Origin of the sequence: Pseudomonas khavaziana (genome assembly GCF_019145205.1) — a bacterium.
Lineage (GTDB): Bacteria > Pseudomonadota > Gammaproteobacteria > Pseudomonadales > Pseudomonadaceae > Aquipseudomonas > Aquipseudomonas khavaziana.
In genome coordinates this window covers 449,484-462,302 of record NZ_JAHSTT010000001.1, presented here as the reverse complement: position 1 = coordinate 462,302, position 12,819 = coordinate 449,484, and the positions used below count along the sequence as shown (strand labels likewise).

Here is a 12,819-nt window from a genome sequence, read left to right as displayed (position 1 = left end):
CGTTTGCTTCAGATGTCAGTGTCGGCTTCTTCCATTTCGTCAACCGGCTCGCGGTTGGCGGCAGCTTTCACGTCCGGCGCTGGGGTCAGCAGCTTATCGCGAATCTGCTTCTCAAGCGTGGCGGCGATATCCGGGTTGTCTGCCAGGAACTTGGCCGAGTTGGCCTTGCCCTGACCGATCTTGCTGCCGTTGTAGGCATACCAGGCACCGGATTTCTCGACGAAACCGTGCAGTACGCCCAAGTCGATCATCTCGCCGTTCAGGTAGATACCCTTACCGTAGAGAATCTGGAACTCGGCCTGACGGAATGGCGGAGCCACCTTGTTCTTCACAACCTTGACGCGGGTTTCGCTACCGACAACCTCATCACCTTCCTTCACCGCGCCAGTACGACGGATATCCAGACGGACCGACGCGTAGAACTTCAGCGCGTTACCACCGGTGGTGGTTTCCGGGCTGCCGAACATCACGCCGATCTTCATACGGATCTGGTTGATGAAAATCACCAGGCAGTTGGCGTTCTTGATGTTACCGGTGATTTTACGCAGCGCCTGGGACATCAGACGGGCTTGCAGGCCCACGTGCATGTCGCCCATTTCGCCTTCGATTTCAGCCTTGGGTACCAGGGCAGCCACGGAGTCGACCACGATCACGTCGATGGCGTTGGAGCGCACCAGCATGTCGGTGATTTCCAGGGCTTGCTCGCCGGTGTCCGGCTGGGAAACCAGCAGGTCGTCGACGTTGACGCCCAGCTTGCCGGCGTACTCAGGGTCCAGGGCGTGCTCGGCGTCGACGAATGCGCAGGTGGCGCCCATCTTTTGCGCCTGGGCGATCACCGACAGGGTCAGGGTGGTTTTACCGGAAGATTCAGGACCGTAGATCTCAACGATACGGCCTTTTGGCAGACCGCCAATGCCGAGCGCGATGTCCAGACCCAGAGAGCCAGTGGAAATAGCCGGGATCGCCTGACGGTCGTGATCGCCCATACGCATTACGGCACCCTTGCCGAATTGACGTTCGATCTGACCCAGGGCCGCAGCCAAGGCTTTCTTCTTGTTGTCGTCCATTAAAGTCCTCACGTAATCAATAAGGCCTGACGGCCAACACCTGTATAAGTAGACAGTATTGTTCCACAAAGATCCGGGATCGCCTACCCCTGTTTTTCTATTTCTGCTGCAGCTCGTCGCAACAGGCCCTCCAGCGCGGCTTTTACCGTTTGCCGACGGACGTCGTCGCGGCTACCGGGGAAGTGCGCAAGCTCGGCCGTTATCTCGTCGCCCACCGCAAAGGCCAGCCAGACAGTACCGACCGGCTTGTCCGGCGAACCGCCATCCGGGCCGGCGATACCGCTGACCGCGACGGCAAATCGCGCCAGGCTTTTTTCCTGCGCACCACGGGCCATTGCCTCCACCACTTCCTGGCTGACGGCGCCTACTTTGGAGAAAAGTTTTTCCGGCACATTCAACTGCCGGGTCTTCTGCCGGTTGGAATAGGTGACATAGCCCGCCTCGAACCAGGCCGAACTGCCCGGTATCCGCGTAATCGCCTCGGCAATCCCGCCGCCGGTGCAGGACTCGGCTGTGGTGACGTGGGCATTGAGCACTTGCAAACGGCGACCAAGGTCGGCAGCCAGTTGAGTGATTTCCTTCACGGTCTTCTCCAGGAATGAGCGAGGGGTTCGCCTACCCTACAGGAGCTTATCGACCATGCAAGATAGAGAGTGCATCAAGAGGCTAACGTGCGACGGCCTGCACATACGCCTGGCAGGCACGCAGGGCGATCAGGGCGCTGTCGCCGTCGTCGGTGATGCGGATAATTCGCTGAGCATGCGCCGGGTCAAGTCGGGCTCGCGAGGCTGCATGAACCAGGCTGCCGGGGGTGGGGGTGGCAGGCACTGCACAGCCACTGGCGGCATCGGCGGCGTCGAGAAGGATTGACAACCGCACATCAGCAGTGGCCAGGCGGCCACGCAGAGCAGCTTGGTTACGCTGGGCATCGCTCAACTCCTGGGTGTATTGTCGGTCGCTGGCGTTGAGCTGTTGCTCAAGGGCCAGGCGCTTTTCCTGTTCCGCCCTCTGCTGGCTCAGCGCCGCCTGGTTTTGCTGGTTCAACACTTGCAGATGGGCAGCGGCCTGACGCTCCAGCTGCGCACCATATCGCCAGGCCTGCAACTGCCACACCAGCGCCATGAGCAGGCATATGCCGATCCATCGCACCACACCTAGGAAACGCATAGCACCGCCTTCGCCCGCGCCCACAACTGCAAACGGTCCTCCAGGCCGTTGAGTCCACCATTGATACGCCGGGTGATGGTGGTGAACTGGTTTTTGTCAGCCAGCTCGTTGAGCCCGTTGCTTTGCCAGAACCAGGCGGCGGATTCACAGGCCCATTGCGGTTGTTCCAATAATTGGGGTTGCCTCAACAAGCGATCATCACCAAACAGTGCCTGACTGCACGTGAGGTAATTGCGACGCCCCGTGATCTGGATCAGCCCCCTGCCCCGGTACCTTTGACCGTCACCATCTGCTTCGGGGGTATTACCCAAGCGTGCGGCCAAGTTACCGGTGTCGTACTTGCTGAGGTATTGATCGCTGCCTAGTTCTCGGACGTAGCGCAGCTCGGCGGACTCATGGCCGATCTGGGCGAGAAACGCGGCGATGCGCTTGGGCGTGTTGATGTCCCGATTCAGCATGGCCGAATTGATAGCAGATATGAAAATGCCCGCTTGAGAGCGGGCATTCGGGAACATTTGCTGGAGCTGATTGAGCGTCATGTGAGGACCTTGCCACGCGCCTCCGCCCGGGCCGCCAGAACATTTTCGGGTATGGGTGTGGTTTCCTCGAGGAATCGCAAAACACGATGAGCAAGGGCCTGAGGCGTGCGCACCCCTTCCTTATAGCTGAGCTTTGTAATAATCAACATTCATTGTTCTCCATGAAATCGAGTGGCGTTTGCGAGCTTCAACATGTCGCAGCGGTAACCATCAAGACGCCAACCCACTGGCCATGATCGAACTGCGATACCCCGTCGCCGGGTCGCCAACGTGGGTCACTTGAGTAATCGACCAGCGTCCCTGCATGTACGAAGGCCAGGTCTCATCCAGCACCAGCAAGCCTTCGGCAGCAAGCAACGGGTTACCGGGACAATCGATCTGCAGCTTCAAGCCTTCACGGCCCACCCGACGCAGTTCGCCTTCGGCCACGGCGCGGGCTTCGGCTTCGTTCTGGCAGCGCTGACGCAAGGTTTTGAACGGGGCGATCCCTACCTGGACCACGCGCTGCTTGCCGGCGGCGGCGTCCCACCAGCTGACGCGGCTGCCCATGTATTTGGAGCGGGCTTTTTCGTCGAGCTTGGCGGTAATGAAGGCGTGCTCACCGGGCCGGTTGTCCTCGGTCACCGATAATTTCACTGGCGGCAATAGCTGACCGGAGAGTGATTTGGCCTGCCCTGCCTCGGCCAGCACATAGAGTTCGTTGAACGGCTTGGTGACCGCGTTGTAGCGCTTGGCCAGGCGAGTGATGAAGGCCATGTCGCTTTCATTGGACTGGTCGATGTGCGCAATCGCAATGCCGTCCAGCGTCGGTGCCACTCGCGGTGAAAAACCATGACGGCTGACCAGTTGGCGAAACAATGCCCCCAATGTCGTAGGCCCGTGGCTGGCGGAGCGGCGCTGGCGGTACCCGCTCTTATCCACCTCACTGAAGGGCGCGGCCGTGGCCACGATCATCAGGCGCATCGGAAACAACACTGGGGTTCGTTGGGTGACGACAAACTCGCCTTTTTCCACCAAGCCGGTTTCCTGGTAACCGACGCGCAGGCCGATCTTGCCACTCAGGCTGGGCAACCCGTCCAGCCCTTCGATATTGAGGGTCAATTCCAGGCGGTCAGTCTGGATACCGCCAGCATCGATGTGGCTCCAGTGCATCAGGCGTTGATTGAGCAGCGCCGCGTTGGCGCCGTAGAACTCTACGATCGGGGTAAATCCCTGTGCCATGCAGCCTCCTTAATCCCACGCCAGCACGGGACGCACTGCCGCCGGCCTGGCTTGCATCTCGGGCACGATCACCCATACTCCGGCCGGCAATACCGGACCGTATTCAGCCAGTTCGGGGTTCGAGCGCCAGAGGGTTTCTTCCGCCGTGTCATCGCAACGTCCCAGCTCGCGATAGAGCAACAGGTTGACCGAATCACCGGCGATACTTCGCACTCTACGCATTGACGAATTCCTCCAGTTCCAGGGTCCAGGTCATGACCATGGCGGTGCCGTCATCGATCACGTTGCTTTGGGTTTCCACCACCGAGTTGATGCGCCACAGGCCCCAGTTACGACCGATGCCATCGACCAGCGGCAACGGCGCACGCGCATCTTGCAGTGCGCGCAGTTCGTCCAGGCGCTGCATGCCGATGGCGTACATGGCCGTGCCGCTGAACGTGAGCTTTTCCAGCTTCTGGCCGTTCTGCCGCGACTGGGGTTTGCTGGCAATAATCGCCAGGTCACTCCAGCCGCCGTCGCTGTTGCGGATCAACGACGAATAGGCAAAACCCCGGGACAAGCCAAAGATAAAGTCGCCGATTACCATTTGTTGTCGCATCAATCACCTCCTGAAGGATCGGCCAGTGCCGCGTTGCGCCGGATGCCAAGGGAGTCGGTGACCATGGGCATGCATTGGAATTGCAAGGCCTGGATCACCTGATTGACGACCTGCTGGGCATCGGCAGGGTTGACGCCAGTGATCTGGATACTCGGTGCAATCGTGACCTGGACGTTATCCGTGCGGGCACTGTTGAGCTCCTTGCTCAGTGCATTGGGCGCGGGCAGGCGATCATTCGAGCTGAACAGTTTTTCACCGAGCCAACTGCCTGCTTCGCTGCCCAGCAATCCACCGATGGCGCCGCCGACTGCGGTGCCGACACCAGGGAAAATCAACGTGCCGAGAGCGGCGCCGGCGGACGCTCCCGCCCAGGCGCCACCGGCGGTGCTGAGACCGGTACCGACAGCCTTGACGTCGCCAGTGCGTACGCCCTGAATCACATCAAACGCCGTGTCGGCGTACCTCATCGGGCCAAGGCGGCGAGCACCCGCCAGCCCCAGTTTGCTCACTGCTCCCGAAGGATTGGCAGGCATCTTCAGCGGGCCCGGCAGAGGTTCACGACTGAAGTTGCGAGCCTGTGGCGCGGTCGCTACCCGACCTTCGGAAGGCATGTGGATGAGCTTGCGCTCTAAGGCTTCGATCAGCCCTGGACCTCTGCTCGCTGGCGACTGGCCCGCAGTTCCGCTCTTGCTTCGACGGTTCGCCACGGCCACACGAGGTTGCAACCGTCGAGCCGGACCACCGGCATCGAAACCTAAAAATGGTGCAGGCAACAATGCCTTTGCATCACGTTCGAGGCTGTTTAGGATCCGCGCAAACACACCGCCGTTCTTGCGGGCGGGTGATCGTTTGGTCGAGGCAGTCTTCGGTGCAACCAGTTGTTTCTTCGGCCTGTTCTGAGTGTGTTGAGACCCCTGCTTTTTTTGCGACCTCGGCTGACGATGGCTCTTTTTCCCGCGAGAACCTGGCGAGCGCGAACGGCGGCTTTCGATGGGGTGCTGAGTTGCCGTTGCACAGCAGCACGACTTATCTTTTTCAGCACCGCCCTCCTTGAACAGCTTGCCAACACCCGGAAGTTTACCCAGCGTCGCATCGACCACGTTGCCTGCAACGCGGGTTTTTATCGTTTCTCCCAAACCGGAGAAAAATTCGGAAAACACCGGCGTAACGGCGCCCGCTGTTTTAACCGCGCCCGCCAGAGCCGGCGACTCTGCAGCAGCGCCATTGACACTATCCACCAGGCCCGTTTTGGCTTTCAGCCAAAGTGCTTCGCCCCAGACCGGCGTGGCCTCCAGGGTCGTAGAGAAACGCTTGCCGCTTTCGCTGGACTCCTCGCGCAGCGCCTTGATCGACTTTTCCGAAGTCGCCGTTTTGTCAAACTTCAACTGGCTGCCTGAATGCTGCAGCGCACTTGCCAGATCGATTATCTGTGCGCTGCCCAGCGTCATGGCCTCGCGGGTATGGCGCAAATCCTCTGAGGTGGTCGAAACGGATTCAGCCACCGTCTTCGATTCTGTTCGCCCATCCATGTTGGACGAACGCACAGCAATCGCCCTGAGCGACGACAAGGCGGTGTCGAGAGAATCCACACCCTCACGCAATGAGCCGAGCGACAGAGCCAGCTCATCGAGTTTCAGCGTCGCGTCAGTGAGGGAGGCAACTGTCCCGGACAAGTCAGCCAGACCTGTTGGTGGGGTTGAGCTGCCAACCGGCAAAGCGCCAAGGCTGAAGATATCGGCGTCATGTGCGCCGTCTGTAGTGCCGAACGCATCCCGGCCATTCCTGGCCACGGCATAGGCGAGCGAATACTTGTCCTGCATCCCGCTTACTCCTGTTTAACGCCAAGGCGAGTGATCGCAATGTCGTAGCGGCGCAATGCTTTTCCGGCGTCCCAGTCGAGGATCTCCGCCTCATTGACCGAGTAGATCAGCGGCACCACATCGAGGATTACGTCGATGTCGCGCTGCGAAAGAAGTCCGCCGGTTGATTTAAAAAATCGTCGATGCGCTCCTGCAGTTCCGTCCAGTCCGGCACGGTCAAACCGGCCAGGTCAGGGATCATCAGCCCGGTGCAGTGGGCGGTGATGAACTCGGCGCGCTCTTTATTGGTGGCAAGCTTTTTCATCACTTTGGTGGCGCGCAGGGCGGGCATTTCCAGGGACAGTTCGGTCAGGGTTAGGCCGGCTGCTTCCAAGGGCAATAGCAACGGGACGGGTTGGTCGTGGGGTGTCGCATCCTGTGCGTCCAGGAAGAACGACGCCGGGCGCGTCGACATTTCATGTACGTACTGGGCAATGCTCACATAATCCGGGCGCTTGAGCTGGTCGAGCTCTTTTTCCGACAGGCCGGTGGCGAGTTTCGCCAGTTCAAAGAACTGGTCGTCCTCGTCATCACCGGCCCGGGCCAGCGCGTCTTTTTGCGCGGCGTAGAACAACGGTTTGAGTTGAACCTGCTGGATCATCGCGCCGGTATCGGCAGTGATCGGGGCCAGCAGGATATGCAACGGTGGCATCCAGGCCATGGGGCAATTCCTTTGAGAAGTTTGGGGGCGAGCACGCCCGCCCCCGAGGTTTTACGGCATCAGTACGGCGCGGCGCGCATCGCCAAGAATATCGACGCCGTTGAGCACGAACTTCTGGGTGCGCACGTCGATGTCGATCACCGAAATGCCATTTTCCAGACGGTTGTAGGTACGGCAGGACAGTTCCAGCGTGGTGAGCGCCTTGTCGCCCATCTTCAGCTTCGCCTCCTCCAGGGATTTGAGCTTGCCGCCGACGGTGTGGTAGGTGAAGTAGGTCTTGCCGTCCTGGTCCTGGCCGGCTTCACGCACGTTCAGCAGGATGTCGTCACCCATGCGCACGCCCAGGGCCAGCATGATTTCCGGGCCGGCACCTTGGAGGACCAGGGTTGCATTGAGCACCTTGCCGCTCTTGGCCATTTCTTCGGCGATGAAGCGCCCGCCGGACATGGCTTCCATGTCGAACTCGATCTTTGGCGGGGTGAACTCTTCCACGGTTGCGGACAACGGCAGGCCTTGAAGGGTGGCCGCAATGGCCTGTCTGACTCGGTTGGTAAACATTAGAGAACGTCCTCCAGGAACTGCTCGATGATTTCATCGCGGGCGTTGAGTTGATAAACCATGTGTTCGTTCGGCGCGTAGCGGCCGTAGTCGATAACGATGAACCAGGTACCGTTCTTGTACTTCTCGACGCTGTTCAGTTCCGGATGCAGGTATACGCTGCCGCCAGGGATGGTTTCGTCGGCCACCAGGGTTTGCAGCCAGTCGTTGATGCGCTTGACCTCCTGGTCCATGAAGGACTTGGTGAGGTTCTTGGCCATGGCTTTCTGGCCGGCCTTGACCAGCTTGCGGCTGATGGCATCTTCCAGGCCGACGTAGCTGATGAACTTGCCGGTGATGGAGCGGTTACCCAGCAACGAGAAACCGCCGAGGATGGTGCGCGCGTAGTAGCTCACGCCGTGGCGGTTGAGCAGGTCGCCCTCGGTGGAGGTGTCGAGGATGTTGTACTCGACCACGCGGGAAACGTCCTCGGCGAAGGTCACCTGGTTGCCCGGGCTTTCCCACTGCTTGACCTTGGCCAGTGCGGCGATGGCCAACGAGGACGGCGACAGGAACACGTTCTTCTTTGCGGCCTTGGAGTACACCGACGGCATGTTGTGCACCAGCAGGCAACGGTCGAAACCGAGGTCAGCCCCGCCCAACTCGCCGCTGTAGGCAACTTGGTCTGCGACCGAAGCATCCTTGCCATCCAGTACCACACGCGCCTTGATGCGCTTGCCGAAGGAGGCGAACTCACCGGCCACGGCCTTGGTGCCGGTAAAGCCTGGGGCGCCGATGATGGTCAGGTCTTCAGGCACGCTGCTCAGGGCAGCCAGGCCAAGCTTGCGACCGGTGACCGGGTCGTTACCGCCGATCACATTGTTGACGGTATCAGCCGGGGTGGCGCCCTCTTCGACGATCACGACATAGACCGGCACCTTGACCACTTTGAGGATCTGGTACACCGCCTGGAACAAGGTGCCCGACTCGGTACCGGTCGGGTCCAGCAACGCCTGGGTGGTGAAGCTATTGATGCGGAACGGCGCGTTTTTCGGGATCGATGCATGGGCATTCGGCGCAGTGCCGACCAGGCCGATCACGTTGTCGCCAAGGCCGCCCATGGCCTCGGGGGATTCAGTGGCATTTACAGTGATGCCGTTGTGCTCGAAGTTCAGGACTTCTGCCATGGTTATTCAGCCTTCTTGGGGGTGGAGTTGAGGACGCTGGTCAGTTCCAGGCGGCCGGCGGTGCGCAGGGCGGATGCTTCGACGTCGAGCAGTTCCAGTTCCTCGCCAGCGGTGGACCAATGGCCGTTGCCGATGGGGAATGGGATGAGGACGGTGTAGGTTTGGCGGGTGGGCATGAGTGGAAATCTCCGGGTGGAAAATGCAAAAAGCCCCTGCGGGAGGGGCTTTGGGGGGAGGCGAAAAAACTGCTTTCGCGGTGGGCGTCAAATTCGATCAGGCAAGGGGTAAAGCGCTTTGATTTCAGCGACTTTGTCACGCCAGGCCTTTTCCTTTTCGGAGGTTTCGTCGTATTGCCACTCGAGAAACAAAGGATCGGCTTCTGTCACATATAGCGTGCGGCGTGCAGCGATAGAATTTTCAAGTTGAATGACTTTAGCGGCCTCGTTACACAGTTCTGCCGCTTGCTCAGCGGAAAAACCGAGACTTTTGAGAATTTCGGGATCTGCAGGAATGTTAATCAGCTGCTCGCCGTCAGGTGTTACTGCGGACTTGATGGAAATAGTCATTTACGCCCCCTTCATCGCGTAGATTTTGTCATTGTCATAAGCGTATGCCATGCGCTTTTCAGGCAACGTAGCGCCCAATACTGCGTCGGCCTCTGAAAGACGATATGGACGAACGCACCAACGGATCTCCCAATCACCTTGGCTACTTTCGCCCATAGGCACTTCGGCATCTAAGCGGCTAAAACCGATGGCGCCGGGGAACGATTTGTTAACGGTGTAGCTCAACCCGCCGCGTAGATAAAGTCCAGAGTGTATGGACGACTGAATGATCTGCCCATCCTTCAGGTTCAAGTACAAAGGTCTAACGCCTGTTACGTGTCGGGCAATACAGGTCATCCCAAAACTGATGCCACGGACGGTTTCACGGTATGTCTGCGAAATGCGTTTTACCGTCAGGTAGTTTCCATCTCCACTCCATAGATGCCCACACCCTTCCATTTGCAGATTCAACCCCGCTATGTGGACAATCCCTTGTCCAAACGGCCACAGACCAGCATCGCGGCTGTAAATACGAGAAAGCGTGACCTCAGTCTCACCGCTATCATTACCTGGCATAGTCCACCAGACTGGGTAGAACGTGTCCGTCGGCAACCCCGTCAGATCAATATCCTGACTATAGAGTGCACGACCGTTAATATCTTTTGCCTGAACACTGCTGCGCCACGCAGTGAACTGGTTGGATACAGCATCTACTTGGGCATTAATTTTCCCAATCTGGGTTGTCACGGTCTCCGTAAGTTGGTTACACGCATCTACAACCTTCGTAATAGTCGTTTCAATTCCCATTTTCAACTCCCTGTTAGGTAATCCGTCCGGCACTTTTTTAAGTGCTCCTACTTCGCTTCGAGATTCATAACTCGAAACATCAAATTCATATGCCTCGACATATTGCCAACCGAAGCCGCCGCCATGATTGCGATCTCCTCGGCCAACAACACATTCAAGTTCTCACTCCCCACCACAATCGTCACGCTATCCGCCGGCAACGGCGAAACATCCAGCGTAAACTTCTGCAGCACCCGCGCCGCCGCCGCTTTATACGTCAGCAACTTGCCCGCCACGGAATACACCGCCAGCAACGTCCCACTGGCGAGGTAAAACCCGAACTCGCCAATCTCATACTCGCCGTCGCCATCAAACAGCGCGGCCATCCTGAGTTGGCGTTCGCCCAGGTCTTCGTAATCGACGATGGCCACCCGTTGACGCTCGTCACGCAAGGCCACTTCCGTGCCGTCGGGGTTGTAGCGGCCGGTGCCGGCGCCGATGTGGGTGATTTCGCCTTTGAGGCCCTGGTTCTTTGCCTGCAGCACTTCATCCAAACCTTTGGAGGTGAAGCGCACCAGGCGCGTGATTTCATCTGTCATGGCTGCGCCCTGAGGTCGTAATCGTTAATGGTGTAGTGCCGGGCAACCCCGGCACTGTTCAGTCGGGCGGCAAGCCCGAATTCAGGTAGCGCGCCCTCAAGCTGCAACTCGCCATCGCTTAGGGGTCTGTGAGCAGCGCTGCTGAAGGAGACGGAACCTAGTAGCTTCACCTCGGGCAAGGCTCCGGGTCGGCTATGGTCACTGATACTCAGTGCCGGATCCGTTGCTGCAGCGACACGCAAGCCTTGGGTGGTCTCATGCACGATGGTAATCGTCGCCTGGTCGCGCTCACTCTTGGCCGCATTGATACGCCGGATCAGCCGGTTGTGATCACCGCTGGACCAACTGCGCCCGATGATCGCCTGCACGTCGAAGGTGTAAGGCACACCCAAGGGGCGCTGCTGATACCAGGCGCTGATGTTGGGAGTAAAACCCAATGACTCCACCGCATGACTCAGTGCCTTGGGCGTACCGGCCTGGCGTTGGATCTGCCAGGACAACGCCACGGTCAGGCGCTTTTCCGCCTCGCTGGCCTCGGCATCCCATTCGCTGACGCCGCGGTCGGCGGCCAGGTAAGGCAGGAATTCGCTTGGAGTTTGAAGTGGATTCATCAGCGCCGGAAACGGTGGCGTGACACGTTCAAGCAATGTGCCGAAGCCCAGGTCCAAAGCCTTTTCCAGCGGTGAACTGTTGGCCGGCAACAAACTCGCTTTAGGTTCACTCATAGCGTGCGCACCTCCACCTCGACGCCCGTGCAATACGGGGCCTGGAACGCGGTGCTGATAATCGGCGCGAGCGGTTCAAGGATTTGCAGTTGCGCAGCGCCAGCGCTGTGGATTGCGTAGTCGATCCAACTGGGGTCGACCCGACCTTCCAGACGATGGCAGGACTCTGCGTAGTCTTGCAGCAGTTTCTGCGCCGCCACTTGGGTCAGCCCCGAATCCGGGCCGGCGTTGATCTTGGCCACCACGCGAATTTTATAAGGTTGAATCTGCGCACCTTGGACAGTGACAAGGTCGGTTTCCGGCCGGACGTCCGGCCGTGCGAAATGTCGACGTACACCGTCAAGCAAGTCGATAGATGGTGTGCCGTCACCGTCCCTGGAAAGCACCGTGACCATGACTTCGCCCGGTGCGGTGCGCCGAGCGTTGCCGTCCTTGACCTGGGCCGCATAACCATCCGGATCGAAGGTGTAGGTGACGGTCACCACTCCCGGCGTCGCACTCTGCACTTTTACCGCCGGACGCTCGCCAAGGGTGAACACTTCGCGGCGATACTGCATCCGCGAGCCGGCCGCCGGAGCATGGGGCGCCAGGTAGTAACGCAGGCGAGCGTCGTCGTCGCTTTCCAGGGTGGGCGGCACCGGCGGGAAAGCTGCCGGGTCGCCAGGATCGAGCACTTGGCGTTCCAGGCCCATATCGGCCAGGCGCGCATCCAGGTTGCTGCCGGTGGCCCACCACGCGAGCATCTGTTTGATACGGGCGTTGTATTTGCGCTCGTGGGTTTGCAGACGCACGCAAAAAGCTTCCAGGGCCAGGGTCAGCAGTTCGCTTTCATTGTCGAGGCTGACCTTGAGTTTGGCCGCGCTTTGCGGAGCTCGGCTGGCAACATAGTCGATGACGAACGCCTTGAACTCGGCCAGCAACGGTTCGAACTCATCCACCTTGATGATGGCCGGTTCCGCCAGTTGGTTCTGGCCGGGGATCAGCATGCTCATGTCACGACCTCGAAGGATTGTTGGCGGTTTTTCCAGGTGCCGGCAAACCGCAGCAGCAGGCCGGCGCCTTGGCGGGTAGCGACGATGACCTGGGGGTCAAAGTCGTCGATACCGTTGTGGATGTTGTAGAACGCCTGGGCGGCGTGGCTTTGGGCGAGGATCAGCAGGTCGTCGCCGAGGTTTTGCCCGAGCAACTGCGGGATCAGCGAACCGTACAACGGACGCTTTTGCCGAGTGCCCACAGGGGTGGTCAGCGCTCGGGTGGCGCGCTGCACAAATTGCAGCCAGTCATCGACGGCTGCCCCGGTATTCCTCTCGATTCCGAGCATGGGATGT

At 59.4% G+C, this 12,819-nt stretch carries 19 protein-coding genes; all 19 read right to left on the bottom strand.

Features of this window, described 5'->3' with window-relative positions; genetic code table 11:
* Window positions 1–8: 8 nt before the first annotated feature.
* Window positions 9–1,067 carry a recombinase RecA gene (recA, locus tag KVH01_RS01945; RefSeq protein ID WP_005785454.1) on the bottom strand — a complete coding sequence of 353 codons (1,059 nt, stop codon included), beginning with the start codon at window positions 1,065–1,067 and terminating at the stop codon, window positions 9–11.
* Between the two features lie 83 nt (window positions 1,068–1,150).
* Entirely contained in the window at window positions 1,151–1,651 is a 501-nt protein-coding gene (locus KVH01_RS01940) for a CinA family protein (protein WP_124399566.1), read from the bottom strand.
* An 82-nt stretch (window positions 1,652–1,733) separates the two neighbouring features.
* On the bottom strand, window positions 1,734–2,234 hold the full coding sequence (locus KVH01_RS01935; protein ID WP_217880265.1) for a lysis system i-spanin subunit Rz: 501 nt from the start codon (window positions 2,232–2,234) through the stop codon (window positions 1,734–1,736).
* Window positions 2,222–2,773 carry a glycoside hydrolase family 19 protein gene (locus KVH01_RS01930; RefSeq protein ID WP_217880264.1) on the bottom strand — a complete coding sequence of 184 codons (552 nt, stop codon included), beginning with the start codon at window positions 2,771–2,773 and terminating at the stop codon, window positions 2,222–2,224. The genes KVH01_RS01935 and KVH01_RS01930 overlap by 13 nt, the downstream gene beginning before the upstream one ends.
* The gene (locus KVH01_RS01925; RefSeq protein ID WP_217880263.1) at window positions 2,770–2,922 is read right to left on the bottom strand and encodes a hypothetical protein; all 153 of its coding nucleotides are present in this window, start codon (window positions 2,920–2,922) and stop codon (window positions 2,770–2,772) included. Before KVH01_RS01925 ends, KVH01_RS01930 begins: the two co-directional genes overlap by 4 nt.
* Window positions 2,923–2,983: 61 nt before the next feature.
* Window positions 2,984–3,994: a contractile injection system protein, VgrG/Pvc8 family gene (locus KVH01_RS01920; RefSeq protein WP_217880262.1), complete on the bottom strand. Its 1,011-nt coding sequence runs from the start codon at window positions 3,992–3,994 to the stop codon at window positions 2,984–2,986.
* Between the two features lie 9 nt (window positions 3,995–4,003).
* Window positions 4,004–4,216, bottom strand: coding sequence for a tail protein X (locus tag KVH01_RS01915; protein ID WP_217880261.1), 213 nt, complete (start codon window positions 4,214–4,216; stop codon window positions 4,004–4,006).
* The gene (locus KVH01_RS01910; protein WP_217880260.1) at window positions 4,209–4,592 is read right to left on the bottom strand and encodes a phage tail protein; all 384 of its coding nucleotides are present in this window, start codon (window positions 4,590–4,592) and stop codon (window positions 4,209–4,211) included. Before KVH01_RS01910 ends, KVH01_RS01915 begins: the two co-directional genes overlap by 8 nt.
* Entirely contained in the window at window positions 4,592–6,412 is a 1,821-nt protein-coding gene (locus KVH01_RS01905; RefSeq protein WP_217880259.1) for a phage tail tape measure protein, read from the bottom strand. Before KVH01_RS01905 ends, KVH01_RS01910 begins: the two co-directional genes overlap by 1 nt.
* A 127-nt stretch (window positions 6,413–6,539) precedes the next feature.
* Entirely contained in the window at window positions 6,540–7,112 is a 573-nt protein-coding gene (locus KVH01_RS01900) for a phage tail assembly protein (protein WP_217880258.1), read from the bottom strand.
* 51 nt (window positions 7,113–7,163) lie between these two features.
* On the bottom strand, window positions 7,164–7,670 hold the full coding sequence (locus KVH01_RS01895) for a phage major tail tube protein (RefSeq protein WP_057012130.1): 507 nt from the start codon (window positions 7,668–7,670) through the stop codon (window positions 7,164–7,166).
* Complete coding sequence (locus KVH01_RS01890) at window positions 7,670–8,836, bottom strand: phage tail sheath protein (protein ID WP_057021840.1); 1,167 nt, start codon at window positions 8,834–8,836, stop codon at window positions 7,670–7,672. The genes KVH01_RS01895 and KVH01_RS01890 overlap by 1 nt, the downstream gene beginning before the upstream one ends.
* 2 nt (window positions 8,837–8,838) lie before the next feature.
* Window positions 8,839–9,012 carry a hypothetical protein gene (locus KVH01_RS01885; RefSeq protein WP_003189022.1) on the bottom strand — a complete coding sequence of 58 codons (174 nt, stop codon included), beginning with the start codon at window positions 9,010–9,012 and terminating at the stop codon, window positions 8,839–8,841.
* Window positions 9,013–9,099: 87 nt separating this feature from the next.
* Window positions 9,100–9,402, bottom strand: a complete 303-nt coding sequence (locus tag KVH01_RS01880; protein WP_217880257.1) for a hypothetical protein — start codon at window positions 9,400–9,402, stop codon at window positions 9,100–9,102.
* A complete protein-coding gene (locus KVH01_RS01875) occupies window positions 9,403–10,188 on the bottom strand; it encodes a phage tail protein (RefSeq protein WP_217880256.1) in 786 nt (261 codons plus the stop codon). It lies immediately after the preceding gene.
* 47 nt (window positions 10,189–10,235) lie between these two features.
* Entirely contained in the window at window positions 10,236–10,766 is a 531-nt protein-coding gene (locus KVH01_RS01870; RefSeq protein ID WP_217880255.1) for a phage tail protein, read from the bottom strand.
* Window positions 10,763–11,491, bottom strand: coding sequence for a phage tail protein I (locus KVH01_RS01865; protein WP_217880254.1), 729 nt, complete (start codon window positions 11,489–11,491; stop codon window positions 10,763–10,765). Before KVH01_RS01865 ends, KVH01_RS01870 begins: the two co-directional genes overlap by 4 nt.
* Window positions 11,488–12,483 (bottom strand): baseplate J/gp47 family protein, encoded by a 996-nt coding sequence (locus KVH01_RS01860; protein ID WP_217880253.1) that lies wholly within the window; start codon window positions 12,481–12,483, stop codon window positions 11,488–11,490. Before KVH01_RS01860 ends, KVH01_RS01865 begins: the two co-directional genes overlap by 4 nt.
* Window positions 12,480–12,812 carry a phage baseplate protein gene (locus KVH01_RS01855; RefSeq protein ID WP_217880252.1) on the bottom strand — a complete coding sequence of 111 codons (333 nt, stop codon included), beginning with the start codon at window positions 12,810–12,812 and terminating at the stop codon, window positions 12,480–12,482. Before KVH01_RS01855 ends, KVH01_RS01860 begins: the two co-directional genes overlap by 4 nt.
* Between the last annotated feature and the right edge of the window lie 7 nt (window positions 12,813–12,819).

Coding starts and splice junctions, on each gene's coding strand:
- recA (WP_005785454.1), bottom strand. CDS start 1,067: ATGGACGACAACAAGAAGAAAGCCTTGGCTGCGGCCCTGGGTCAGATC.
- KVH01_RS01935 (WP_217880265.1), bottom strand. CDS start 2,234: ATGCGTTTCCTAGGTGTGGTGCGATGGATCGGCATATGCCTGCTCATG.
- KVH01_RS01930 (WP_217880264.1), bottom strand. CDS start 2,773: ATGACGCTCAATCAGCTCCAGCAAATGTTCCCGAATGCCCGCTCTCAA.
- KVH01_RS01925 (WP_217880263.1), bottom strand. CDS start 2,922: ATGTTGATTATTACAAAGCTCAGCTATAAGGAAGGGGTGCGCACGCCT.
- KVH01_RS01920 (WP_217880262.1), bottom strand. CDS start 3,994: ATGGCACAGGGATTTACCCCGATCGTAGAGTTCTACGGCGCCAACGCG.
- KVH01_RS01915 (WP_217880261.1), bottom strand. CDS start 4,216: ATGCGTAGAGTGCGAAGTATCGCCGGTGATTCGGTCAACCTGTTGCTC.
- KVH01_RS01910 (WP_217880260.1), bottom strand. CDS start 4,592: ATGCGACAACAAATGGTAATCGGCGACTTTATCTTTGGCTTGTCCCGG.
- KVH01_RS01905 (WP_217880259.1), bottom strand. CDS start 6,412: ATGCAGGACAAGTATTCGCTCGCCTATGCCGTGGCCAGGAATGGCCGG.
- KVH01_RS01900 (WP_217880258.1), bottom strand. CDS start 7,112: ATGGCCTGGATGCCACCGTTGCATATCCTGCTGGCCCCGATCACTGCC.
- KVH01_RS01895 (WP_057012130.1), bottom strand. CDS start 7,670: ATGTTTACCAACCGAGTCAGACAGGCCATTGCGGCCACCCTTCAAGGC.
- KVH01_RS01890 (WP_057021840.1), bottom strand. CDS start 8,836: ATGGCAGAAGTCCTGAACTTCGAGCACAACGGCATCACTGTAAATGCC.
- KVH01_RS01885 (WP_003189022.1), bottom strand. CDS start 9,012: ATGCCCACCCGCCAAACCTACACCGTCCTCATCCCATTCCCCATCGGC.
- KVH01_RS01880 (WP_217880257.1), bottom strand. CDS start 9,402: ATGACTATTTCCATCAAGTCCGCAGTAACACCTGACGGCGAGCAGCTG.
- KVH01_RS01875 (WP_217880256.1), bottom strand. CDS start 10,188: ATGGGAATTGAAACGACTATTACGAAGGTTGTAGATGCGTGTAACCAA.
- KVH01_RS01870 (WP_217880255.1), bottom strand. CDS start 10,766: ATGACAGATGAAATCACGCGCCTGGTGCGCTTCACCTCCAAAGGTTTG.
- KVH01_RS01865 (WP_217880254.1), bottom strand. CDS start 11,491: ATGAGTGAACCTAAAGCGAGTTTGTTGCCGGCCAACAGTTCACCGCTG.
- KVH01_RS01860 (WP_217880253.1), bottom strand. CDS start 12,483: ATGAGCATGCTGATCCCCGGCCAGAACCAACTGGCGGAACCGGCCATC.
- KVH01_RS01855 (WP_217880252.1), bottom strand. CDS start 12,812: ATGCTCGGAATCGAGAGGAATACCGGGGCAGCCGTCGATGACTGGCTG.